Annotated in this window: 20 protein-coding genes; 8 read left to right on the plus strand and 12 right to left on the minus strand. The window is 72.0% G+C overall.

The window, feature by feature from the left end; translation table 11 throughout:
* Nucleotides 1-358: 358 nt before the first annotated feature.
* On the plus strand, nucleotides 359-646 hold the full coding sequence (locus tag IEZ17_RS24220; RefSeq protein WP_189303458.1) for a hypothetical protein: 288 nt from the start codon (nucleotides 359-361) through the stop codon (nucleotides 644-646).
* A gap of 18 nt (nucleotides 647-664) precedes the next feature.
* Here IEZ17_RS24220 and IEZ17_RS24225 read toward each other — a convergent pair whose 3' ends face one another.
* On the minus strand, nucleotides 665-1,825 hold the full coding sequence (locus IEZ17_RS24225; protein WP_189303460.1) for a cystathionine gamma-synthase: 1,161 nt from the start codon (nucleotides 1,823-1,825) through the stop codon (nucleotides 665-667).
* 206 nt (nucleotides 1,826-2,031) lie between these two features.
* Between IEZ17_RS24225 and IEZ17_RS24230 the strand changes: the two genes are divergently transcribed.
* Together IEZ17_RS24230 and msrA are read left to right on the plus strand one after the other, a co-directional pair.
* On the plus strand, nucleotides 2,032-3,156 hold the full coding sequence (locus IEZ17_RS24230; protein WP_189303462.1) for a hypothetical protein: 1,125 nt from the start codon (nucleotides 2,032-2,034) through the stop codon (nucleotides 3,154-3,156).
* A gap of 248 nt (nucleotides 3,157-3,404) precedes the next feature.
* A complete protein-coding gene (gene msrA, locus IEZ17_RS24235; protein ID WP_189303464.1) occupies nucleotides 3,405-4,073 on the plus strand; it encodes a peptide-methionine (S)-S-oxide reductase MsrA in 669 nt (222 codons plus the stop codon).
* A gap of 173 nt (nucleotides 4,074-4,246) precedes the next feature.
* Here msrA and IEZ17_RS24240 read toward each other — a convergent pair whose 3' ends face one another.
* The 6 genes from IEZ17_RS24240 to IEZ17_RS24265 all read right to left on the minus strand — a co-directional run bounded on the left by IEZ17_RS24240 (nucleotide 4,247) and on the right by IEZ17_RS24265 (nucleotide 12,382).
* Complete coding sequence (locus IEZ17_RS24240) at nucleotides 4,247-5,422, minus strand: alkaline phosphatase family protein (RefSeq protein ID WP_189303466.1); 1,176 nt, start codon at nucleotides 5,420-5,422, stop codon at nucleotides 4,247-4,249.
* Nucleotides 5,423-6,046: 624 nt separating this feature from the next.
* Nucleotides 6,047-7,951 carry an RNA polymerase sigma factor gene (locus IEZ17_RS24245; RefSeq protein ID WP_189303468.1) on the minus strand — a complete coding sequence of 635 codons (1,905 nt, stop codon included), beginning with the start codon at nucleotides 7,949-7,951 and terminating at the stop codon, nucleotides 6,047-6,049.
* Nucleotides 7,952-8,596: 645 nt separating this feature from the next.
* The gene (locus IEZ17_RS24250; RefSeq protein ID WP_308427691.1) at nucleotides 8,597-9,925 is read right to left on the minus strand and encodes a DUF2786 domain-containing protein; all 1,329 of its coding nucleotides are present in this window, start codon (nucleotides 9,923-9,925) and stop codon (nucleotides 8,597-8,599) included.
* A 42-nt stretch (nucleotides 9,926-9,967) separates the two neighbouring features.
* Nucleotides 9,968-10,189 (minus strand): hypothetical protein, encoded by a 222-nt coding sequence (locus IEZ17_RS24255; protein ID WP_189303470.1) that lies wholly within the window; start codon nucleotides 10,187-10,189, stop codon nucleotides 9,968-9,970.
* Between the two features lie 205 nt (nucleotides 10,190-10,394).
* Complete coding sequence (locus tag IEZ17_RS24260; RefSeq protein WP_189303472.1) at nucleotides 10,395-11,651, minus strand: L,D-transpeptidase; 1,257 nt, start codon at nucleotides 11,649-11,651, stop codon at nucleotides 10,395-10,397.
* Between the two features lie 392 nt (nucleotides 11,652-12,043).
* On the minus strand, nucleotides 12,044-12,382 hold the full coding sequence (locus tag IEZ17_RS24265) for a hypothetical protein (RefSeq protein WP_229852590.1): 339 nt from the start codon (nucleotides 12,380-12,382) through the stop codon (nucleotides 12,044-12,046).
* A 109-nt stretch (nucleotides 12,383-12,491) separates the two neighbouring features.
* Here IEZ17_RS24265 and IEZ17_RS24270 point away from each other — a divergent pair, with 109 nt between their 5' ends.
* On the plus strand, nucleotides 12,492-12,914 hold the full coding sequence (locus IEZ17_RS24270; RefSeq protein ID WP_189303474.1) for a hypothetical protein: 423 nt from the start codon (nucleotides 12,492-12,494) through the stop codon (nucleotides 12,912-12,914).
* A gap of 108 nt (nucleotides 12,915-13,022) precedes the next feature.
* Here the strand turns inward: IEZ17_RS24270 and hutH are convergent, their stop codons facing one another.
* The 5 genes from hutH to IEZ17_RS24295 all read right to left on the minus strand — a co-directional run bounded on the left by hutH (nucleotide 13,023) and on the right by IEZ17_RS24295 (nucleotide 19,331).
* Nucleotides 13,023-14,567 (minus strand): histidine ammonia-lyase, encoded by a 1,545-nt coding sequence (gene hutH, locus IEZ17_RS24275; protein ID WP_189303476.1) that lies wholly within the window; start codon nucleotides 14,565-14,567, stop codon nucleotides 13,023-13,025.
* A 108-nt stretch (nucleotides 14,568-14,675) separates the two neighbouring features.
* The gene (locus tag IEZ17_RS24280) at nucleotides 14,676-15,767 is read right to left on the minus strand and encodes a GGDEF domain-containing protein (RefSeq protein WP_189303510.1); all 1,092 of its coding nucleotides are present in this window, start codon (nucleotides 15,765-15,767) and stop codon (nucleotides 14,676-14,678) included.
* A 219-nt stretch (nucleotides 15,768-15,986) separates the two neighbouring features.
* Nucleotides 15,987-16,781 (minus strand): enoyl-CoA hydratase/isomerase family protein, encoded by a 795-nt coding sequence (locus tag IEZ17_RS24285; protein WP_229852591.1) that lies wholly within the window; start codon nucleotides 16,779-16,781, stop codon nucleotides 15,987-15,989.
* Between the two features lie 128 nt (nucleotides 16,782-16,909).
* A complete protein-coding gene (locus IEZ17_RS24290; protein ID WP_189303478.1) occupies nucleotides 16,910-18,223 on the minus strand; it encodes an adenylate/guanylate cyclase domain-containing protein in 1,314 nt (437 codons plus the stop codon).
* Nucleotides 18,224-18,446: 223 nt separating this feature from the next.
* Nucleotides 18,447-19,331, minus strand: a complete 885-nt coding sequence (locus tag IEZ17_RS24295) for a biotin--[acetyl-CoA-carboxylase] ligase (RefSeq protein ID WP_189303480.1) — start codon at nucleotides 19,329-19,331, stop codon at nucleotides 18,447-18,449.
* A 131-nt stretch (nucleotides 19,332-19,462) separates the two neighbouring features.
* Between IEZ17_RS24295 and IEZ17_RS24300 the strand changes: the two genes are divergently transcribed.
* The 4 genes from IEZ17_RS24300 to IEZ17_RS24315 all read left to right on the plus strand — a co-directional run bounded on the left by IEZ17_RS24300 (nucleotide 19,463) and on the right by IEZ17_RS24315 (nucleotide 23,174).
* A complete protein-coding gene (locus tag IEZ17_RS24300; protein WP_189303482.1) occupies nucleotides 19,463-21,052 on the plus strand; it encodes an acyl-CoA carboxylase subunit beta in 1,590 nt (529 codons plus the stop codon).
* A gap of 35 nt (nucleotides 21,053-21,087) precedes the next feature.
* Nucleotides 21,088-21,300 carry an acyl-CoA carboxylase epsilon subunit gene (locus IEZ17_RS24305; RefSeq protein WP_189303514.1) on the plus strand — a complete coding sequence of 71 codons (213 nt, stop codon included), beginning with the start codon at nucleotides 21,088-21,090 and terminating at the stop codon, nucleotides 21,298-21,300.
* Between the two features lie 109 nt (nucleotides 21,301-21,409).
* A complete protein-coding gene (gene mmpB, locus IEZ17_RS24310) occupies nucleotides 21,410-21,538 on the plus strand; it encodes a morphogenic membrane protein MmpB (protein WP_373299913.1) in 129 nt (42 codons plus the stop codon).
* A 151-nt stretch (nucleotides 21,539-21,689) separates the two neighbouring features.
* A complete protein-coding gene (locus IEZ17_RS24315; RefSeq protein ID WP_189303483.1) occupies nucleotides 21,690-23,174 on the plus strand; it encodes a peptidoglycan D,D-transpeptidase FtsI family protein in 1,485 nt (494 codons plus the stop codon).
* Nucleotides 23,175-23,183 lie beyond the last annotated feature (9 nt).

The raw sequence follows: 23,183 nt of genomic DNA on the forward strand, positions 1-23,183 counted from the left end.
GCGGGTCCGGCGTCGTCCTGACGCGTACGGGGGGGGCGGCCGGCCGGCGTACGGGGGGGGCGGCCGGCCGGCGTACGGGCGGTCGGCCCGGCGTGCGTACGGGGGCGGGGCCGGTGCGTACGAGAACGGGTGCCGGTGCGCACGAGAGCCGGTGCCGGCGCGCTCTCCCGCGTATCGGGGCGCCGCCCGCGTATCGGGGTGCCGCCCTCGTATCGGGCTGCCGTCGCACGCCTTGACCCCGCTCCCGGACTAACGTGCCATAGGACCCGGTGGCGTCGGATGCCCGTCATCCGGGAGGCGCCGTGGAGAGCGGCAGTGGGCGCGGGAGCGGCGCCGGGCCCGGGAGTTCGAGCTCTTCGTGGCGGGCGCGGCCGGCCGGCTGCTGCCTGCCGCCGCCCTGCTGACCGGCGAAGCCGCCGCCCAACCCGCCCCGGTCGCCGAGGAGTTGCCGATCCGTACGCCGGCGCGGGCCTACGCCGTAGGGGACCGGCCGTGCTCGCCCTGCCGGCCCGGCTGTGCTCGCCCTGCCGGCCCGGCTGTGCTCGCCCTGCCGGCCCTGACAACTCTGCCGACCTGGGCGGCAGTTGAGCAGACCTGGCGTCCCCCGCCGACCCGCACCACCCCTCCCCCCGTGGAGGGGTGGTGACCAGGGGCCGCTACCGGCTCAGCCCAGCGCCTGCGTGAGGTCCGCCAGCAGGTCGTCGACGGACTCGATGCCGACCGACAGGCGGACGAGGTCGGCGGGGACCTCCAGCGCCGAACCGGCCGTCGAGGCGTGCGTCATCCGCCCCGGGTGCTCGATCAGCGACTCCACACCGCCCAGCGACTCGCCGAGGGTGAACAGCTCGGCGCGGTTGCAGACCTCCACCGCCGCTTCCTCGCCGCCCGCGACCCGGAACGACACCATGCCGCCGAACGACCGCATCTGCTTGGCGGCGATCTCGTGGCCGGCGTGCTCGGCCAGCCCCGGGTAGTAGACCCGGGTCACCTTCTTGTGGGAGGCCAGCAACTCGGCGACGCGCGCCGCATTCGCGCTGTGCCGGTCCATCCGGACGGCCAGCGTCTTGATGCCGCGCATCACCAGCCAGGCGTCGAACGGCCCGGCGATCGCGCCCATCGCGTTCTGGTGGTAGGCCAGTTCCTCGCCGAGTGTGTCGTCGTTGACGACCAGCGCACCGCCGACGACGTCCGAGTGCCCGCCCATGTACTTGGTCGTGGAGTAGACCACCACGTCCGCCCCGAGGGCGAGCGGCTGCTGGAGGTAGGGGCTGGCGAAGGTGTTGTCGACCACGAGCCTGGCCCCGGCGTCGCGGGCGACCCCGGCCAGCGCCGCGATGTCGCTGATGCCGAGCAGCGGGTTGCTGGGCGTCTCCACCCAGATCACCTTCGTACGGGGCCGCACCGCGTCGCGGACGGCCCGCGGGTCGGAGGTGTCGGCCACCGACCACTCCACACCCCACCGCTCGACGACCTTCGCGAACAGGCGGAACGTCCCGCCGTAGGCGTCATTGGGGATGACGACGTGGTCGCCCGGCGCGAGCAGGGTGCGCAGCAGGCAGTCCTCGGCGGCGAGGCCGGAGGCGAACGCGAGGCCGCGGCGAGCGCCGTCGAGGGCGGCGAGATTCTCCTCCAGGGCGGTACGGGTCGGGTTGGCGCTGCGGCTGTACTCGTAGCCGCCGCGCAGCCCGCCCACTCCGTCCTGCTTGTAAGTAGAGACCTGGTAGATGGGCGGTACCACCGCGCCGGTGGCCTGGTCGGGCTCCTGACCTGCGTGGATGGCGAGGGTTTCGAAGTGCTGGTGGCGCTCGTCGCGCTGATCGCTCATGTCTGCCGAGGGTAGTCGGCCGCGCGGCCGAACTTTCCGGAACTTTCTGGTTCGCTGGATAGTGGATACCTACGAGAGATCCGGACACCGGTTCGCATCCGGCACCCGCCACCGCGGACCGACCGTCCCGGCCTCTCGCACCGCTCAGCCCCCGACCGCCCCCGCGGCCCGCCGCCCCTCCGCCCCCTCCAACCGGGACACACCACATGGACGCTCTGCTGGTTCTCCTCGCCGCGATCATGCTCGGCGGTTTCGTCTTCCTGCCCTGGATGCGGCGCCGGCGGGCCGTACAGCACGCCCGGGAGGGCCTGGTGGTGGCCGGCGACCCGATGGCGGGCTACGGCTTCGTCCCCCTGGAGGAACTGGACGTCCGGCTGCCGGGCCCCGACCCCGAGCTGGCCGAGGCGCTGGCCGAGATGCGGCGCACGCACGACTGGCGCCCGGCCGCCGAGCTGCTGAAGTCCACCGGCGACGACTGGGAGCGCCGCTGGCAGCGGGTGCAGACACTGGCCGGCGCCGCCGCGTTCGAGCTGGCCGGGGACCCGGCGGGCGCGGGCGGCCGGCGGACCGGCGGCATCTGGCTGCGCACCTGGCGCACCGAGGCGCCGAAGGACCCCGGCGGCGCGCAGACGCACGCCCAGTTCCTGGTCTTCCAGGCGCTCCGCGACCCCGGCTCCCAGGACTTCCGGATGATCCTGGAGGAGGCCCGTACGGTCTGCCGGGAGGCGGGCCTGCTGGCGCCCGGCAGCCCCATCCCGTACCTCACCGAGCTGGCCGTCTCCCGAGGCCTGGGCGAGCGCCCCGCCGACTACGAGGAGCTGTGGTCCAAGGTCGTGCAGCGCGCGCCGCACCACATGGGCGCGCATCTGGCCGCGCTCCCGTACTGGTCGGAGAAGTGGCACGGCTCCCGCAAGGACGCCGAAGCCTTCGCCGAGCGCGCCGCGTCCGGGGCCCCCGCGAAGAGCCTGCTGCCGGCGCTGCCGCTGTTCGCGGTCTACGAGCACCTCCCCGAGGCCAACATGGTCCGCGGGCTCTACCAGAGCGCGGTCGTCGAGCGCGCCATCGAGGGCGCCCACTTCGCGCTGCGCGAGGCCCCCGCCGACCACCCGATGGCACCGCACGTGCGGCATCTCCTCGTCTGGTTCCTGGTCCGCGCCGAGCGCTACGCCGAGGCGATGGAGCAGCTCCGCCTGGTCGACGGCCACGTGGGCGCCGTCCCGTGGTCATACGGGCGCAGCCCCGCCGCCGAGTACGCCGCGTACCGGGCGCTGGCCATCGCGGGCTGGGAGCAGCTCGGCGGAACGCCGGCGGACTTCCGCCCGCGCGGGTGACCCGCCGCGGCCGGCGGCCCCAGCGGCCACCGGCCACCGGCCACCGGCAGACAGCAGACAGCAGACAGCAGACAGCAGACAGCAGACAGCAGACAGCAGACAGCGAAGGAATGCCCGCCCGCTCCCACACGTTGCACCGATACCCGCGCCGCGTCCGCGCCAGTGGCCCCGTCCGTGTCCGCACATCTCTCCGCGCCTGAGTCCGCCCCTCCGCCCCCTCCGCCCCTCATCTCTGGAGCACGATCCTGATGCTGTTCTCTCGCTTCAAGACCCATCTCCCCACCCCCGAGGAAGCGCTTCCGGGCCGCCCCGAGCGGGACTTCACCGTCCCCGACCGGCACACCGTCCTCGGCAACCCGCTGCTCGGCCCGTATCCCGAGGGCCTGGAGACCGCCGACTTCGGCCTGGGCTGCTTCTGGGGCGCCGAGCGGAAGTTCTGGCAGACCGACGGTGTCTGGACCACCCTCGTCGGCTATCAGGGCGGCCACACCCCGCACCCCACCTACGAAGAGGTGTGCAGCGGCCACACCGGCCACACCGAGGCCGTCCGCGTCGTCTTCGACCCGGCCGTCGTCCCGTACACCGCGCTGCTGAAGCTCTTCTGGGAGTCCCACGACCCGACCCAGGGCTTCCGCCAGGGCAATGACGTCGGCACCCAGTACCGCTCCGCCGTCTACACCCACTCCCCCGCCCAGCAGCAGGCCGCCGAAGCCTCCCGCGACGCCTACCGCAAGGTCCTCCAGTCGTCCGGCTACGGCGACATCACCACCGAAATCCTCCCCGCCGACGCCTCCCGCCCCTTCTATCCGGCTGAGGCATATCACCAGCAATACCTGGACAAGAACCCCGCCGGGTACTGCGGCTTGGGCGGGACGGGCGTCTCGTGCCCGGTGGGCGTGGCCGGCGCCGGCGGCTGAGGCTCGCGGAACGCGACGGTCGCACCGGCCGCTCCGTTCGCCCAGTGCCCCTGGCCTTGATGCCAGGGGCACTCGTCGGGTTTCCCTCCATGCCGGGAGTCCGGCCACCGAGCACGCCATCGCGAGACGCACCCCGAAGTTCCCGCCTTCGGCCGGCGGTCGCGCAGCCCCGCCTAGCGGGCGAACAGATCCCGCAGCGAGCCGGAGGTGCGGGCCGAGCAGGTGTTCTCCAGGCAGCCGAGGTGCCACATGTGCTCAAGCGTGGCGAGCACGGTGTAGTGGTCGGCGGGGACGTCGGAGTCCTTGTGCGGGCCACTGTGGGAGTTGATCACGATCAGCGGCGCGTCCCCGCCGCCGAGCACGGCACCCTTCGCCCCCACCGGGCTGCCGGGCCCTCCGGAGTAGCCGGAGTAGTCGTTCTCGTCCCAGTTGATGACGATGCTGGAGTTACTCGCCTTCCACGTCGGGGAGTTCATGATCTTGGTGACCGTGTCGTGGAGGAACTGGTCGCCGAGCCGGATCGCCCCGTGGTCGAGGCCGGAGCTGGGATAACCGCAGTCGGGGAGGCCGACGATCGCCGCGGCGCTCGGGGATATCCCGTGCATGTCGTGGCACTGGTCGGGGCTGATCCAGGAGAAGTCGGGAACCGTGCCCGAGGCCAGGTCCGCGTCGAAGTTCTTCTCCAGCGGCACCACCTGCTTCAGCCGAGGGTTGCCCGGGGAGTTGATGTCCGAGAAGTACATGAACGGGTTGTGCTTTTGCGCGTACAGCTTCACCGTGGTGCCGTTGACGTTGCCCGGCGCGTACTCGCCCTCGAAGCCCGCCTGCGGCATGGACTGCATGTACGCCTTCCACGTCCGCCCCTTCGCCTCCAGTTGGTCGACGAGGTTGCGGCCGGAGAACATGTGCGGCGTCTTGCTCGCGCTGGCCACCTGGGCGGGCGTCAGTGAAGCGCCGTCGGTCGCGTCGCCCGAACCCGGGACGAACTCCTCCGGGGGACAGGTCACCGTCGCTCCCGCCTTGCAGTCGTCCCAGATGCCCTGGAAGGACCCGGAGAAGGCGGACAGGTAGTTGGGCAGGCTGGGGTGGGTGACTCCGTGGAAATCAGACGCAGTGTTGTACTTGGTGGCGAGCTGGTTGATATAGGGCGCATCGGCGGTGTTGCCGATGATCTGGGACTTCCCGTGATTCTCCATCATGATGTAGAAGACGTGCTGTGGCACACCCTCGCCCTGCCGCGGCTCAGCGGGCGACGCGTCGGCCACCCCCATGAAGGCGCCCCCCATCACCAGCGCCGCAGCAGCAGCGCCCGCCGTGGTCTGCTTCCAACCGAAGGCCGTCTTGCGCATGCTTCACACTCCAGTCTGCGAATGTCGTCGGCAGGCAGATTGGCAGCACGCATCAAACCGTTTGAGGCACGCCCCGTGAACAGTGTGCGAAGCACACACCAACAGAGTCCGAAACCGGTGGACACGTCGCTGGGCCGGCGCGTCCGACCCGAGGTGGCCGCCGCCCCTGCGGAACACCGCTCAAGCCTTCAGCGACCCGCTCCCAGCGCGTCTCCTCTCGCCGGCACGCAAGGCGACCCGGTCGGCCACCTCGGCAACTGCGCCCGGCGGATCCTCCAGACGCCCACCAGACCATGCTGACCGAGGCCCTCCCCGGAAACGGCACCACGAGCATCGACTCGTTCTCGGCATCCCATTCGCCCGCTCCAACCCGGAGTTCGCTTTGCGGAGTTGCCTGAGTTCCTCGCATTCGGCGGCGGTCAATCGGCCGTCCCGCCCACCGCTGTCGGGCAGTGAGCGGACGGCCGAACACTTCGGAGACCTTCAGGGGCAACCTCTCCCTCTAGTCCCAACACCAGGGACACAGGCGCCAGTTCGACCGTCCGACCTGCTGAAATGCTGCTCTGGTGCGTAATAGGCACTGTCCGGTGACGGCCCGCGCCCGCTGTGGCGGGGCGGGGCAGGTCACCCCTTATGGAGGCGGATGAGCGCTCGACTCCCGTCGATACTGAGGATGTCCATGACGAGATGGTTGATCGTCGAGGTACCGGGACCGGACTGGCTGCCGCTGGCGGTCTGCGCGCCGTTACCCGAAGACGCGTCGTAGCTCAGGCTGTTGTTGGCGACGCTGACGATCTTCAACACGTCGACGCCCGCCTGGCCGTCGAGCGGGATCGTGTCCCCGCCTGTCACCTCGACCTGACACGCGTCGTGATAGCAGGCGCTGAGATCGCTGCCTTGCGCCGCCTGCGGTGGTGCCGCAGGCGGCGTGGGCGGCATGGGCGGCGTGGGCACAGGCGGCGCAGGCGGCGTGGGCGCGACGGAACGCGCGGGCGCCGGCGTCGTAGGCATGGGTGGCGGCGTAGGCATGGGTGTTGGCGTCGACGTGGGCCGAGGCGTCGACGTGGGCGGAGGCGTCGGGGTCGGGGGCGCGGTCGGCGTCGAGGGCGCGGTCGGCGTCGGGGGTGCGGTCGGTGCGGGCCTAGGGGTGGCCGCAGGCGTGGCCGCAGGCGTGGCCGCAGGGGTGGCCGCAGGGGTGGCCGCAGGAGCGTATGACGGCGAGGGCGCGCGCTTGGCGGTGGGCGAATGCGGGGCTGTGGCCGCGCCGTCGGCCGTGGTCGCAGGTGTGGGCGAGGAGCCGGCCGCACGATTGGGCAAGGACGGGGGCGTGGCCGCGGTGGTAGACGGGGACAAGGCCGGGGTCGGGGAAGAGGTCGGGGGCGAGGAAGAGGAAGAGGACGGGGTCGGGGTCGGGGTCGGGGAAGAGGACGGGGGTCGGGCGGCAGGTGGGGGCAGGTACGGGGGTGGCGTCCGGGGCGCGGGCGAAGTGTCCTTCCGCGTCACCGGAGGAGGCGGTGGTGCGCTCTGCGGACTCTCGTCGTGGTCGCCGAAGGGCATGGGCAGGAGGGCGATGGCGACCCCGACGGCGGTGGCTATGGCGGCGGCGGCCCCGGGCCTCGCCCACAGTCCGGTACTTCCATGGAGGGAGGCGCCGTTCGGGCTTCCGGAGCCCAGCGCGCCCGCGCCGGTGCCCACTGCGGTGTCGGTGAGCCGTGCCGCCACATAGGCGGAGCCGCCGAAGAGCAGCACCGCGACGGGCAGTACCGAACCCAGTCGTTCGTTGAGGTCGGTGAGTTCGATCAGCGCGCGGCGGCAGTGCTCGCACCGTGTCAGATGTCGCTCGAAGTCCTTGGTCCTGCGGCTTCCGGGGCGTCGCACCACGGCGCCGAGCCGGGATCGGTACCGGCGGCACTCGTCGGTGGCGGAGTCGCTGACGGCATGCGCGGCCAGGTACGCCTCCCGCAGGCCTTCCCGGGCCCGGTAGGCCAGGGAGCTGACACTGGCCGGGCTCATGCCGAGCCGGGAACCCACCTTCTGGGCCGAATCCCGCTCCACGGCGGTGTGCCACAGGATGGTCTGCCAGCGCTCGGGCAGCGAGCGGAAGGCCCGCAGCACGAGGCTGTTGTCCTCCAGGCGGAGCATCCTCTCCTCGCTGCTCTCCGCGCCGGGCGCGTCATGGGCGTTGGCGAGCCATTGCTCGAAGTCGGGCGACAGCTCGGTGCGACGGGCCCTGCCGGCCCAGTCTGCGGCGGTGCGGCGGACGATGGTGAGCAGGTACGGGCGCCACGCGGACTCGGGGCCTTTGCCGGATCGTACGGCCTGGAGGGTGCGGGCGAAGGCCTCCGCGGTGAGGTCCTCGGCGGTGTGCGGATCCCGGCAGCAGGCGGCTGCATACGAAAGGACTGCCGAACGGTGCCGCCGATACAGCTCGTCTAACGCGGCATCAGAATCCGTGGCATCAGAATCCGGATTCCGTAAGGACGCGATGAGTTCGGCATCGGAGGGCGGGGCGTCGTCATCGTTGAGCATGAGGCAGCGAGGCCTTCCATGGCATGGGGGATGGCATGAATGCGCCCCAATCCTGACCGAGGTCGACTGGGAGCGATCGAACAAGCATTGAAGCAATGCTGATTCGTAACGGAAGCGGCCACGGCGCGCCTCGACTTTCCTGTCCACCGTTCCCGTCCGTCCATCCGCGCCAAGCCATACCGGGAAGGCGCCCCCAACTTCCGCAGACCGCGGGCGAGATGCCGTTCCACCGTTCGCGGGGAGAGGTGCAGGGTGGGCCGCGATCCCAGAGGGAGTTGCTGCGGAGTTGCTGCGGGGGATCGCGTAGGTCGCTCGTCGCCCGCTCGGGTGGGTTTGCGATGGCCGGGCGTGCGGAGGTGGCGCATCGGGGTCCGCGGGTGGTGCGGCGGCCGGGTGGATCGCGGCGGAGGCGGGGCGGCTTGGGGCCAATACCCGTGTCACGGAGCCCAGTTCGACCGGCTGATCCGCAAAGAACTGCAAAGAACCGCAAAGGGCTACAAAGAAGCGCAATGAAGCGCAATGAAGCGTGAAGATCCACAAAGGCGCTTTCGTCCCCGGTGGACTCGACGGCCGCCGAGTCGGCCGCAGAGGCACTGGTATGGGGGCCCAGGTGTGCTGTCCCGGCTCCGGCCCACCGGACGGGCTCTAACGCTCCGCGTCCGGTGGTGTGCGGCCCAGGCGGGCGCGGTCCGCCGCGGCGGTGCCCTGGTGCCAGCCGGCCGCGTCCCGTACCCCGCGCAGGCGGACCGGGGCGGTGTCCGGGAAGAGGGTGCCGGTGGTCTCGTCGACGGCGAGGGCGCGGGCGGCGAGGGCCGGGAGGAGGCGGTCGGGCGCGGTGGATTCGGCGGACGCGGCGGCGGTGACGGCTTCCGTGGCGGCGGCGAGCCGGGTGCGGATGCGGTCCGCGTAGGCGACGAGGAAGGCCTGGCGGAAGTCGCGGGTGCGGCGGGACCGACCGCGGGCGTGGTGGTCGTCGCCCGCGCGGTTCATGGCGGAGGTGGCCTGGAGGAGCAGTGAGGTGTAGAGGAGTTCGGCGGCCTCCAGGTCGGGCGGGAAGCCGATGACGGTGGAGAAGGCGACGTCGGACGCCCAGACGGCCTGGCAGCGGTTGGCCGCCGCGACGGCGTCGAGGAGCAGGGCCTTGGCCTGTTCGTAGGGCCCTTCGATGCCGATGCGGATCGCCGCGGGGCCGTCGGCCGGCCCGGCTCCACGGAGGCCGTCGGCGCCGGCGAGCAGGGCCTCGTCGATGCTGTGACGGGCCATCAGCTCCTGGGCCTTGGCGGACAGCGCCTCGGCCTCCTCCGCAAAGGTGGTGGCCTCGGCCTTGGCCAGCAGCCCGCGGATCCGGCCCAGCGCGCGGGAGGCCGCGGCGCTCCCGCCGGTGGCGCGTGCCGCGGACGCGGCGGAGGGGTGGGGCGGCGGCGGGAGCGGGGTGATGCGGGGCAGCCGGGCGATCAGCCGCAGCACGGCCAGGACGTCGTACGCGGTCTCGAAGCGGGAGGTGCGGCGGCGGGCGGCCAGCGCGTCGAGGTAGCCGCGGTCGCTGTCCCACCAGACGCGCGCGTCGAGGCGGTCCAGCTGGGCCTGCCGGCGGGGGTCGTGGGGCGCACCGGCTCCGGGGTGTCGGGACTCCTCGGCGGCGATGGCGTCGACGGCCAGCGCCGCCAGCGTGGTGTCCGGTGCATCCCGCCGGACCATCCGCTCCAGGTCCGCGGGCTGCCAGCCGCCCGCCCAGCACCGCCGTACGGCGTCGGCCGCGGCGGCCAGCACGGCGGCGCTCACCGCCTCCCAGCCGGGTGCCGCCGCGGCCAGCATCGAGGCGCCAGTCTCCATGGCGTCCTCGGCCGCCGTCCCGTCCGCCGCGTAGCGGACCCTGCCGAGGACGCCGCCGACCAGTTCGGCGGCCTCGTCGGCGGGCGGGGTGGCGCGTGCGCCCCGGCCGTTGCCCCGGCTGCCTCTTCCGTGCTCGCTCACCCGGTCACTGTACGGAGGGCCGGGGGGCCGGAGGACGGCCGGTCAGCCCCCGGCCCCGGTGGCCGCCGCCAGCACCTGTGCCGGCGCCGCGCGCACCGCCTCGTCCTGGGTGAACGCCCGCACCCCTCCCCGGTACGACAGCCGCCGGTCCTGCGCCGACATCGCCCGGAGGAGCGGGACGACGCCCGCGTCCTGGAGGGCGGCCCGCGTCGCCGGATGCGGGTCGGCGGCGATACGGGCCAGATGGTGCAGGGCGGGGAGCATGTTTCCCGTACCCGTACCCGTTTCCGGCCCATCCGTCACTGCCGCCCGCCGAGCCGCACCTCGCTCGCCGCCGCCTGGCACGGTACGCACCGTACGACGCGACGCCCGGCGCGCCGCGATGACGGCGACGCCGGGCGTCGTTCGGACCGGGTCAGGTCAGGTCAGACCGGATCAGGTCAGATCAGATCCCCCACGGGACGGCCGATCACACCGCGCTGCCCGCGACCCACTGCGTCCAGGACATGTTCCACCCGTTGAGCCCGTTGTCCGGCTGGATGGTCCGGTCCGGGGAGTTGATCACCTTGACGACATCGCCGAGCTGCGAGTTGGCGAAGAACCACGCGCCGTCGGTCGAGGGCTCCTTGGCGCCCTGCACGTCCTGGAGGCCGATGCAGCCGTGGCTGCTGTTGACCTTGCCGAAGACGCCCTGGGCCCAGTAGTTGCCGTGGATGAAGGTGCCGGAGTTCGACAGCCGCATGGCGTGCGGGACGTCGGGGATGTCGTACTCGCCCTTGCCGTCCTTCTTGGTGAGGCCGACGGTCGCACCGTTCATCCGGGTCTGGAGGTACTTCTCGGCGATGACCATCTGACCGTTGTAGGTCGCGTGGTCCTTGTCGCCGGACGAGATCGGGATGGTTCTGATCACCTTGCCGTCGCGCACCACGGTCATCATGTGCGACTTGGTGTCGACGGTGCTGACCTGCGAGTGGCCGACGGTGAAGCGGACGGTCTTGTTCTGGACGCCGTGGACGCCGGGGGACGCCGCGACGCCGGCCAGGCCGAGCTTCACGGTGACCTGGGAGTTCGGCTTCCAGTAGTCCTTCGGGCGGAAGTCCAGCCGCCTGTCGCCGAACCAGTGGCCGACGACCTGCTGGTTGCTGCTCGCGGCGACGCCGATCGCGGACTGGACGGCGTGCCGGTTCTTGACCGGCTTGTCGAAGTTGATCGACACCGGCATGCCGACGCCGACGGTCGAACCGTCCTCCGGCGTGAAGTGCCCGAGGAACATGTTCGCCGGGGACCCGGTGCTGAAGGTCGAGTTCGCCACGGCCTTGCGGCCCTGGGCGTCCGCGGCCTGCGCGGTGATCTTGTACGTGGTCGAGTGGGCCAGTGCCTGCTTGGGCCGCCACGAGGTGCCGTCGGCGGACAGGGTGCCCGCGACGGTCCGACCGCCGTGCGCCGTGGTCATGGTCACGTCGGTGAGCTTGCCGCCACTGACCGTCACCTTGGTGCCGCCGGTCCCGACGTCGGTCGCGCCGTCCCCTGGCACGATGTCGATGTTCGCCTGCGAGGCCGCCTGGGAGGCCGCGTCGTCGACCTGCTGGGTGTTCTCGTGGCGTCCGGCGCTCGCGGCGTCACTGTGGCCGGCGGCACTGCTGGTGCCACCCGCGGCAACCGTGAGTACGCCCCCGAGCAGCGCGGCACTGGCTATCAGGCCCTTGCGGCGCTTGCTGTCCGTCATCACACGCTTCTCCATTGCTACCGATTCCGAAAAATCCCCGAGCGAGCCGCCACCTGAACGCAGGCATATCTGGACGCAGGCATTCCGGCCGACTCCATGTGAACGCCTTTTCCGATTCGCCCGTTCCATTCCTTGGAGAAATGTGGGGAAGGCCACTCAATGCGGCAAAAAGGCTATTTGATCGAGAATTGCCGCAGATCGTGCCACACCCTCTGCCGCCCGGCCATGGCCCGCGTCACAGCCCCCGCCCGCATAACGACGCTCCGCCCCACACGTCATCGGCCCCCGCACGGCGGGATGCCGTACGGGGGCCGCGGGTGGTCGTCGGATGGTCGCCGGGTGGCGGGTGCGCCGCCGGCGGGTGCGGGGGAACGGGGGCGGCGGTCGCCCGGTCAGCCCTCCCCGTCCGCGTCGTCGGCCAGATCCCACTCCGCCGCGTCCCACTCGGCGTCGGGGTCGTAGTCGGTCATCTCCTCGCTGCTCCAGGAGGCCTGCGCGAGTTCGGTGCCGGGCACTCTGGTGACCAGGTCGAAGGGATCGATGAGGTGGGCCAGCGCCTCCGCCGGATCGTCTCTGACCGTTTCCTCGGACTGCCGGCGCTCCTCTTCCGGGATCGTCGGGTCGCCGTTGATGTGGTCGAGAGCGGCGCCGGTCAGCTGCTCGGCGTCGGTGATCTCCATGACCAGTTCGACGTGAAGCCGCACAAAACGTGATGTCTCACCATTGCTCATAGCACGGAGCGTAAGCACGTACGGGTCCCGACTTCCCCGCGACCCGCGGCGGTCACTAACATCTGCGGTCAACGGCCAATTCGCCGAACCCACAAGGGGGATAGCTTTCGTGACCGCACGACGACCGCTACTGACCGCCGCTGCCGCGGGATCGGTGCTGCTCGCCCTGTGGTTCGTGCCGTCCGCCAACGCGATCGTGGGAGATGACGGAACGGCACCTTCCGGTCTGCACACGGCCTCCGCAGCAACCCGTCCGGGTCAGGCGGACCTCTCCAGGGCGGGCCGATCGGGTGCCCCGGGCAAGCAGGCGGGCCACCCGGGCCGGGCCGCCGAGGGCGCGCAGAGCGCCGACAGCCGCTCCACCACCACACACCCCGGCGGCACCGCGCCCGACGGCGGCCGGCCGCACCGCCTCGCCGACACCGGCAGCCCGGACACCACGCCCTACGTGGTCGGCGGCGCCGCCTGCCTGGCGCTCGGCGCCGCGCTGGTCGGCTACTCGGTACGCCGTACCCGCGACGAAGCCGTCTGAGCCCGCACCCGGGCCCGGACGGCGCGCCGCCGGCGGCGGCCCCGGACGGCCGCGCATCAGCGCGTCACGCCGCCGGACCGCCCACCGGACGGTACTGCTGACGGTGCGTCACGCCAGCGTGCCGGTCACCGACTCCGCGGCGTCCACCAGCTTCCCGTCCCGGACGAAGGCGTATGCGGCCTCCAGGTCCGGCGCGAGGAAGCGGTCCTCGCCCGGCCCCTGGACGCCCGCGGCGCGTATGGCGTCCAGGACGGCGCGGGTGGCCGGTGCCGGGGCCAGGCCCTGGCGCATCTCGACGGCGCGGGTCGCCGCGTAGAGCTCGACGGCCAGGACCCGGGTCAGGTTGTCGACCGCGGTCCGCAGCTTGCGGGCCGCCGACCAGCCCATCGAGACATGGTCCTCCTGCATCGCGGAGGACGGGATGGAGTCCACCGACGCCGGGGCGGCCAGCCGCTTCAGCTCGCTGACCAGCGCGGCCTGGGTGTACTGGGCGATCATCAGGCCCGAGTCGACGCCCGGGTCCCCGGCCAGGAAGGCGGGCAGCCCGTGCGAGCGGTTCTTGTCCAGGAGCCGGTCGGTACGGCGCTCCGCGATCGAGCCCAGGTCGGCGGCGGCGACGGCCAGGAAGTCCAGGACGTAGGCGACCGGTGCGCCGTGGAAGTTCCCGTTGGACTCCACCCGGCCGTCGGGCAGCACGACCGGGTTGTCGACGGCGGCGGCCAGCTCGCGGTCGGCGACCAGGCGGGCGTGGTCGAGGGTGTCCCGGCCGGCGCCGGCGACCTGCGGGGCGCAGCGGATCGAGTACGCGTCCTGGACGCGCGGGGCGTCGTCCTGGTGGTGGCCGGTGAAGCCGGAACCGGCGAGCACCTTCAGCATGTTGGCGGCCGAGGCGGCCTGGCCGGGGTGCGGCCGGATGGCGTGCAGCTCGGGGGCGAGGACCTTGTCCGTGCCGAGCAGCGCCTCCAGGGAGAGCGCGGCGGTGATGTCCGCGGAGGTGAACAGCCGGGCGAGGTCGGCGCAGGCCATCACCAGCATGCCGAGCATGCCGTCGGTGCCGTTGAGGAGGGCCAGCCCCTCCTTCTCACGCAGTTCGACGGGCGCGATGCCGTGCTCGGCGAGCAGCTCGCCGGCGGGCCGTACGGCGCCGTCGGGGCCCTCCGCCTCGCCCTCGCCCATCAGCGTCAGCGCGCAGTGCGAGAGCGGCGCGAGGTCGCCGGAGCAGCCGAGGGAGCCGTACTCGTGGACGACCGGGGTGATGCCGGCGTTCAGGATGGCGGCCATGGTCTCGACGACCAGCGGACGGACGCCGGTGTGCCCGGAGGCGAGGGTCTTCAGCCGCAGGAACATCAGGGCGCGGACCACCTCGCGCTCCACCCGCGGGCCCATGCCGGCCGCGTGCGAGCGCACGATGTTGCGCTGGAGCTGGGCGCGCAGCTCCGGGCTGATGTGGCGTACGGCGAGCGCGCCGAAGCCGGTGGAGACGCCGTAGACCGGGTCCGGTTTGGCGGCGAGCTCGTCGATGAAGGCGCGGGAGGCGGCCACGGCCGCGCGGGTCTCCTCGGACAGCTCGATCCGGGCCGCGCCGCGGGCCACCGCGATGACGTCCTGTGCGGTGGTGCCGGACGTCCTCAGCACCACAGTGTGCATATCCATATTCAGGCACCCTAGAGACTGAATCGCCGGATGTCACCACCCGATTTCGGGATCACCCCTTACCGATCATCACCCGCGGACGCACCCCCTCCGCCGCGCGCCCGCACCTCACCTCCTGAACCGCCGACGCTCCGGCCCCGGCGGCGGCTCCGGCGAGTCCGCCAGCCGTACGACCGGGTCGTCGGCCCCGCCGTGCCGCCCGGCCACCACCGGCTCACCCGACTTCGCCGCCTTGGCCCGGTACTGTGCGGCGTCCGCGAGCCGGAAGAGCCGCCGTGCGCTGCGCACCGCGCCGATCGGGTCGCCGGTCGAGGCGACCCCCACCGCGACCCCCTCGCCGAGGTCCAACTCCCCGGCTCGGTAGCACAGTTCGCCGGCCACCTTGACCACCTCGTCCGACGGCGGCCCGACCGCCAGCAGGCAGAACTCGTCCCCGCCGAGCCGCGCCGCGAGGGTGCCCGGCAGCATCGCCCCGCACAGCGACAGCACCGACCCGAAGCGCTCCAGCAGCCGGTCCCCGACCGCGTGGCCGCGCGAGTCGTTCACCCGCTTCAGCCCGTTCAGATCGCACACCACCAGGCTGACCACCACCCCTTCCGCGCGGTGCAGCTCCAGCGCCTCGTCCAGCCGCATGTCGACGGCCCGGCGGTTGGCGAGGCCGGTCAGCGCGTCGGTGAAGGCCAGCCGGCGGGCCTCCGCGAGGCGTTCGGTCTGCGCGATGCCGGCGGCCGTGACCGCGGCGAGCACGGTCGCGAAATCGGCGTCCGCCCGCCGGAACACCGGCTCCCCGGCCCGCCGCGCCACATACAGCTCGCCCCACGCCCGGCCGTGCAGCACGATCGGCGCCACCACGCAGCAGCCCCGGCCGCGGCGGCGCAGCGCGGCCACCCTCTGGTGGTTGTAGCGGCCCTCCGCGGGCGGTACGCCCTCGGCCACCTCCACCCAGGCGTTGGGCTCGCCGCCGCCCGCCCACTGCTCGTGCAGGAAGCCGACGATCTCCGGGAACTCGTGCACCGGATACGTCTCGCCGTCCGGGAACTCCCGCTCCCCCGGGGCGAGTTCGCCGGCATTCACCAGCACCCGGAGCTGCCCCAGCTCGCGCTCCCATTTCGAGATCGCCGCGAAGGAGCCCCCCAGGGCCTGCCGCACCCCCTGCGCCGCCGCCCGCGCCGAGTCGCGCAGCGTGTGCGTGGCGGCCATCGCCTGGGCCAGCTCCACCACGGCCCGCAGCCTCGTATCGCCCTCGCCCGTCACCGGATCCTCACATTCCGTCACCGTGAGCACGCTCTGTACTACAGCGTAGGAATGATTGACCCGATTCGCCCCTTCCGGCGGAGATCCGACACTCTCCGGGGCGACCGCCGGACCGACCAGCTCCCGGCGGCGCCCCGTCCGGCACCCGGGCGCCGCCCCCGTGCCTCACGCCCCGGGCCAGTCCGGCTCCCGCTTCTCGTTGAAGGCCGCGACGCCCTCCGCCCGGTCCCCGGAGAACGCCACGCTCCGCCAGGCGCCGTCCTCCAGATCCAGCCCGGTCCGCAGATCCAGCCCGTGCCCGAGCCGCAGGGCGCGCTTCGCCGCGCGCAGCCCCACCGGCGAGTTGCGGGCGATCCGGCCCGCCAGCGCCAGCGCCTCGGCCCGGTCCTCGCCGTCCGCCACGAGCTGGTCGACCATCCCCAGCCCGGCCGCCTCGGCCGCCGGCACCCGCCGGGCGGTGAACACCAGCTCGGCGGCGCGGGCCGCACCCACCCGGCGCGGCAGCAGCTGCGTTCCCCCGCCGCCCGGGATGACGCCCACCGACACCTCCGGCAGCCCGACCACCGCCGTGCCGTCCGCGACGATCAGGTCGCAGGCCAGCGCGAGCTCGTAGCCGCCGCCGAGCGCGAAGCCGTGGACGGCGGCGATGGTGGGCATCGGCAGTTCCAGTACGCCCGTGTAGGCGGCGCGGGTGCGCGGGCGCTGGCGCATCAGGTCCGCGTCCGAGAAGGAGTTGCGCTCCTTGAGGTCGGCGCCCACGCAGAACGCCCGCTCATGGGTGGAGCTGAGCACCACCGCCCGTACCGACGGGTCGGCGGCCAGCGCGGCACACGCCTCGGACAGTGCGTCCGCCATGGCCGTGGACACCGCGTTCATCGCCTTCGGCCGGTCCATCACCAGCTCCGCCACGAAGCCGTGGCGCTCGACGCCGACCCATTCATCCGCCCCGTACCGCTGCATACAGCCCTCCCGCATCCGATGGCACGACCGCATCCGGTTAACGATCGTTGACACGATCCGACGGCGATCATGCCATCCCGGCACCCGTTACGGCAGGGGCCACCGGCCGGCGGACGGACGGCGCGGCATCAGCCCCGCCGGGTCAGCAGCCACGGCTCCACGACGCCCAGGCCGCGTACCGGCCGCTGCCACATCGGCTGCAACGCGAAGCGGTACGGGGGCGGCGGACTGCCGGTGCCCTCCTGGGCCGCCTTCTCCGCCGCCGCGGCGTCCGCCTCGGAGACCGGCGCCTCGCCCGTGCGCCCCAGCTCCTCCGCGAACGCCTCGTCGACGAGGACGGTGTCCTTCGGCGCTATGGAAGTGAGCCGGCTGGCCAGATTGACGGTGGTGCCGAAGACATCGCCCATCCGGGTCGTGACCGTGCCGAACGCGATGCCGACGCGCAGCTCGGGCATCGTCTCGTCGTGGGTCATGGTCTCGATCAGCCGCAGCCCGATCTCCGCCGCGACGCCCGCGTCGTCGGCCGAGAACAGCACCTCGTCGCCGAGCGTCTTGATGAGCCGCCCGCCGTGCGCGGCGACCAGGTCGGCGGCGGTGGTCTCGAACGCCTCGACCAGCTCGCCCAGTTCCTCCTCCTCCAGCCGCCGGGTCAGCCGGGTGAAGCCGACCAGGTCGGCGAAGCCGACGGCGAGCCGCCGGTCCACCATCTCCGCGTCGTCCTGGGCCTGGACGACCCGGCCGGTGGCCGCCGCGAGCTGCCGCCGCCAGACGTAGACGAGGAACTCCTCCAGCTCCGGGAGCAGCAGTTCGACCAGCGGGTAGGTGATCTCGGTACGCGTCAGCCCGGAGTCCTGCGGCTCGGTGAGCCCCTCCAGGAAGGAGTCGATCTGCCAGTCGGCGAGCCGGGCGGTGGTCTGGCCGGTGGACCGGGCGACCTGGACGGCCATCGCCTCGCTCAGCAGGCCCGCCTCGACGAGACCGGCGAGCCGGCGCAGGGCCAGCACGTCGGCCTCGGTGAGCGCCTTGACCTGGCCGATGTCGGCGAAGCCCATCGCCCGCCAAAAACGGGCCGCGAGGTCCATGGAGACGCCGGCGCTGCGGGCCGCCTGGAACGGCGTGTAGCGGCGGTCGGCACCGAGGATGAGTTGTTCGAGCTTGACGGCGATGTTGTTGTCGTTGCTGTCGTTGCTGTCGTTGTCGCCGTCCTCGCCGCTGTCGGCGCTGTCGGCGTTCTCGGCATGCTCGGCGTCGTCGCTGCTGTCAGCACTGTCACCGCTGTCATCGCTGGCGCCGTTGTCGCCGATGTCGCCGATGTCGTCGGAACCCGCCGGGTCCGCTCCGGTCCCTGCGGGGTCACTTGCGGGGTCGCCGGTGGGCACGGCCACCGCATCGCCCCCGGTGTCCGCGCCGCGCGAGGTGGCCCCCGAGTCGTCGCCGGTCACCGGCCGCTCCCTGTCCGATCCCTGCGCACTGCCCTTCCGATCACTGCTCGCCCATGATCCGTTCCCTGACGGACCGCCTCAACGATACGGCAGGTGTGCTCTGCCTCACGTGGTCGCTGCGCTCCCCTGACGCGTACGTGTTGGCCGGGCGCCGGACGGGAACCGCGCGGCGCCGGCCGGCGTCGGCGGAACCGGACGGGCGCCGCCCCGCCCCCCGCGGCCGTCAGGGCGCCGAGCCGCCCTCCCCGCCGGTCGGGCGCAGGTGGATGATGTCGCCTGCGGCCACCGGCCGTTGGACGCCGTCCGCGGTGGCCAGGACCAGGCGGCCGTCCGCGTCGAGGGCCACGGCTTCGCCCTGGAGGGACTCGTCGCCGGGGAGCTCCGCGCGCACCGAGCGGCCGAGGGTGGCGCATCCGGCGGTGTACGCCTCCTGGAGGCGGCTGGCCGCGGGGTCGCCGTTCGCCTCCTGCCAGGCGCCGTACCACTGCTCCAGCGAGCGCAGCACGGCCCGCAGCAGGGGGTCCCGGTCCGTGTTGCGGGCGCCGGCCAGGGCGAGCGAGCCGGCGGTGGGGACGGGGAGTTCCTCGGCGGTGAGCGAGACGTTGAGGCCGATGCCGACGACCACGCCGTCGGCGGCGCGTTCGGCGAGGATGCCGCCGGCCTTGCGCTCCGCCCCGTCCACCGTCACCAGCAGGTCGTTGGGCCACTTGAGAGCGGTGTCGATACCGGCGGAGCGGGCGATGGCCGAGGCGGTGGCCACGCCGGTCAGCAGCGGCAGCCAGCCCCAGCGGTCGTGCGGGACGCGGGGCGTGAGGTAGACGGAGAGGAAGAGGCCGGAGCGGGGCGGCGCCGACCAGCGGCGGTCGAGCCGGCCGCGGCCGGCGGACTGCTCCTCGGCGATGAGGACGGCACCCTCGGCGAGGGTGCCGGCCCGCGCCGCGAGGTCGGTGTTGGTCGACCCGGTGACGGGGACGACGTCCAGGGAGGACCAGAGCGAGCCGGGGCGCAGAAGGGCCCGGCGCAGCGCGGTGGCGTTGAGCGGAGGGCGGTCCAGATCGCTCCAGCGGCTGGCGTCTTTGTCCCGGTTTTCCGGTGGTTGAGGCGTCATGGGGCCAGCCTAGGTGTGGTCAACGACGCAGTGCCGGAGAGCAGTCCCGCCGATACGCTACGAGTCGGTAGCCACACCCGTACCTCCCTCCGTACGAGTGCCAGTCCAGGACGAGCAGGAGCCGCATCCCGATGTCCGAGCCGGAAGCAAACATCCACACCACCGCGGGCAAACTGGCGGATCTGCAACGACGGGTCGACGAAGCCACGAACGCCGGTTCCGCCCGCGCGGTGGAGAAGCAGCACGCCAAGGGGAAGTTGACGGCGCGTGAGCGCATCGATCTGCTCCTGGACGAGGGCTCGTTCGTCGAGCTCGACGAGTTCGCCCGGCACCGGTCGACGAATTTCGGGATCGACAGGAACCGCCCGTACGGCGACGGCGTCGTCACCGGCTACGGGACCGTCGACGGCCGGCCGGTGTGCGTGTACTCGCAGGACTTCACCATCTTCGGCGGTTCGCTGGGCGAGGTCTACGGCGAGAAGATCGTCAAGGTGATGGACTTCGCGCTGAAGAACGGCTGCCCGGTCGTCGGGATCAACGACGGCGGCGGGGCCCGTATCCAGGAGGGCGTGGTCGCCCTCGGCCTGTTCGCGGAGATCTTCCGGCGCAATGTGCACGCGTCGGGTGTGGTGCCGCAGATCTCGCTGATCGTGGGCCCGTGCGCGGGTGGTGCGGTGTACTCGCCGGCCATCACGGACTTCACGGTGATGGTCGACCAGACGTCGCACATGTTCATCACGGGCCCGGACGTCATCAAGACCGTGACGGGCGAGGACGTCGGCTTCGAGGAGCTGGGCGGCGCCCGGACGCACAACACCACGTCGGGCGTGGCGCACCACATGGCGGGCGACGAGAAGGACGCCATCGAGTACGTCAAGGGGCTGCTGTCGTACCTGCCGTCCAACAACCTGTCCGAGCCGCCGGCGTTCCCGGAGGAGGCGGACCTGGCGGTCTCGGAGGCGGACCGCGAGCTGGACGTGCTGATCCCGGACTCGGCCAACCAGCCGTACGACATGCACACCGCGATCGAGCACGTCCTGGACGACAACGAATTCCTGGAGACCCAGGCGCTGTTCGCGCCGAACATCCTCACCGGGTTCGGGCGCATCGAGGGCCACCCGGTGGGCATCGTGGCCAACCAGCCGATGCAGTTCGCCGGCTGCCTGGACATCAACGCGAGCGAGAAGGCCGCGCGGTTCGTGCGCACCTGCGACGCGTTCAACGTCCCGGTGCTGACGTTCGTCGACGTGCCGGGCTTCCTGCCGGGCACGGACCAGGAGTACGACGGCATCATCCGGCGCGGCGCCAAGCTGATCTACGCGTACGCGGAGGCGACGGTCCCGCTGATCACGGTCATCACCCGCAAGGCGTTCGGCGGCGCGTACGACGTCATGGGGTCCAAGCACCTGGGCGCGGACCTGAACCTGGCCTGGCCGACCGCGCAGATCGCGGTCATGGGCGCCCAGGGCGCGGTCAACATCCTGCACCGCCGCACGCTCGCCGCGATCGAGGACCCGGAGCAGCAGGAGACCCGCCGCCAGGAGCTGATCCAGGAGTACGAGGACACCCTGCTGAATCCCTACGTCGCGGCCGAGCGGGGCTATGTCGACGCGGTGATCATGCCGTCCGAGACGCGCCGGCACATCGTCCGCGGGCTGCGCACCCTGCGCAACAAGCGCGAGGCGCTGCCGCCGAAGAAGCACGGCAACATCCCGCTGTAGTCCGGCTGTAGTCCGCCGTAGGAGGTCGGTTGACGATGATCAAGGTCGTACGGGGCAATCCCACACCCGAGGAGCTGGCCGCCGCACTGGCGGTGGTGCAGGCTCGCGCGGCTGCCGCCGCGGCAGTCGCGCCGGACGGGCCGGTGCGGCGTTCGGAGTGGGCGGATCCGGCGGCGACGGTCCCGGCGCGCTCCCGGATGCCGCATCCGGGGCCGCGGGCCTGGCGGACCAGTTTCTGGCCACGGTGACATGGCGGGATCGGATCGGTGCATCGTGCACTGACTAGTCCTTCGCGGTGCGGCGCCTGAGTACGCGTACTCAGGCGCCGCCGCCGTGTCGGGCACGAAGATCGAAGTCATGCTGTGGTCCGATCCGCCCGACGAACCCTCCGAGGAGCTGCGCGAAGCGCAGGAGAAGCTCCGCCGGCTGGGTTTCGTGCTGGCCACGGCGATCATGGTGGGGACGCTGGTGATCCTGGTGAGGTGACCACCGCGTGCCCCACCGTCCCGGAATCCGCAGCGCCCCATAACTCCCTTCTGCAACCGCAGCCGCCGAATTCGCATCTTTCTCTCTCGATAGCGCAATTCGGGCATGCGGCCGTGCGGCGACCGGCCGGCCGCCGCGAGTGGGGAGATCGATGAACAGGCCGCTGCGACATATAGCCGTCTTCTCCGGGGTGCTGGTGCTCGCCCTGCTGGTCCGGGTGACCTGGGTCCAGTTCGTCCAGGCCGACGAGCTGGCGAACAACGACAACAACCGGCGGGTCAAGATCGAGGCGTTCTCCTATCCGCGCGGCAACATCGTCGTCGACGGCAAGCCGATCACCGGATCCGTGGAGTCCAGCGGCGACTTCAAGTTCAAGCGGACGTTCACCGACGGCCCGATGTACGCCCCGGTCACCGGGTACGCCTCGCAGGCGCAGGGCGAGAGCATGCTGGAGGGCGTCTACAAGAACGTGCTCAACGGCAAGGACGACCGGCTCTTCTTCAACCGGGCACGCGGCCTGCTCACCGGCGAGAAGCCGCGCGGCGGGGATGTGATCACCACCATCAACGCGAAGGCGCAGCAGGCGGCGTACAAGGGGCTGACCGATCTGAAGGCCACCGGCGCGGTGGTCGCGCTCGACCCGCGGACCGGCAAGATCCTGGCGATGGCCAGCACGCCGTCGTACGACCCGTCCGACTTCGCCGGGGTGTCCCTCGCGGAGGGCAAGAAGTACGTGGCGCTGGACCGGGACCCGGCCAAGCCGATGAACAACCGCGCGCTGCGCGAGATCTACCCGCCCGGCTCGACCTTCAAGATCCTCACCGCCGCCGCGGCCCTGGAGCACGGCACCGTCACCGACATCAACGCCTCCTCCGGCGCCCCCGCCCCGTACACCCTCCCGCAGACCCGCACCCAGGTCGGCAACGACATCGCCGGTGCGCCGTGCGACAAGGCGTCGCTGAAGACCGGTATGCAGTGGTCCTGCAACAACGTCTTCCTGGACGCCGCGCACAAGCTCGGTACCGACAAAATGCGCGAGACGGCGGAGAAGTTCGGCTTCAACGCCGAGCAGTTCACCCCGGTGCGTTCGGCGGTCAGCGGTTACCCGAGCAAGCTCGACCAGCCGAAGACCGCGCTGACCGGTATGGGCCAGGGCGACCTCACCAGCACCCCGCTCCAGATGGCGATGGTCGCCGCCGGAATCGCCAACAACGGCAAGGTGATGAAGCCGTTCATGGTCGAGGAGCTGCGCGGCCCGGATCTGTCGACGATCGAGAAGTTCGACCCGGCGCCGCTGAATCCGAAGTCCCCCCAGGCGGTTTCCGAGAGCACCGCGAAGAAGGTGCAGGAAATGATGGAGTACACCGTCTCGGACGGCACCGCCTCGAAGGCGAAGATCGACGGCGTGACGGTCGGCGGCAAGACCGGCACCGCGCAGCACGGCGTGAACGTCGACGACGAGCGCCCGTACGCCTGGTTCGTCTCGTACGCCAAGCAGGCCGACGGAAGCTCCCCGGTGGCGGTCGCCGTCTTCGTCGACCCGAAGAACATGGACATCCCGCGCTCGGAGATCGCCGGCGGAAAGCTGGGCGGCCCGATCGCGAAGTCGGTGATGGAGGCCGTGCTGAAGAAGTGACCGTCCGCC

The organism is Streptomyces albospinus (assembly GCF_014648695.1).
Lineage (GTDB): Bacteria > Actinomycetota > Actinomycetes > Streptomycetales > Streptomycetaceae > Streptomyces > Streptomyces albospinus.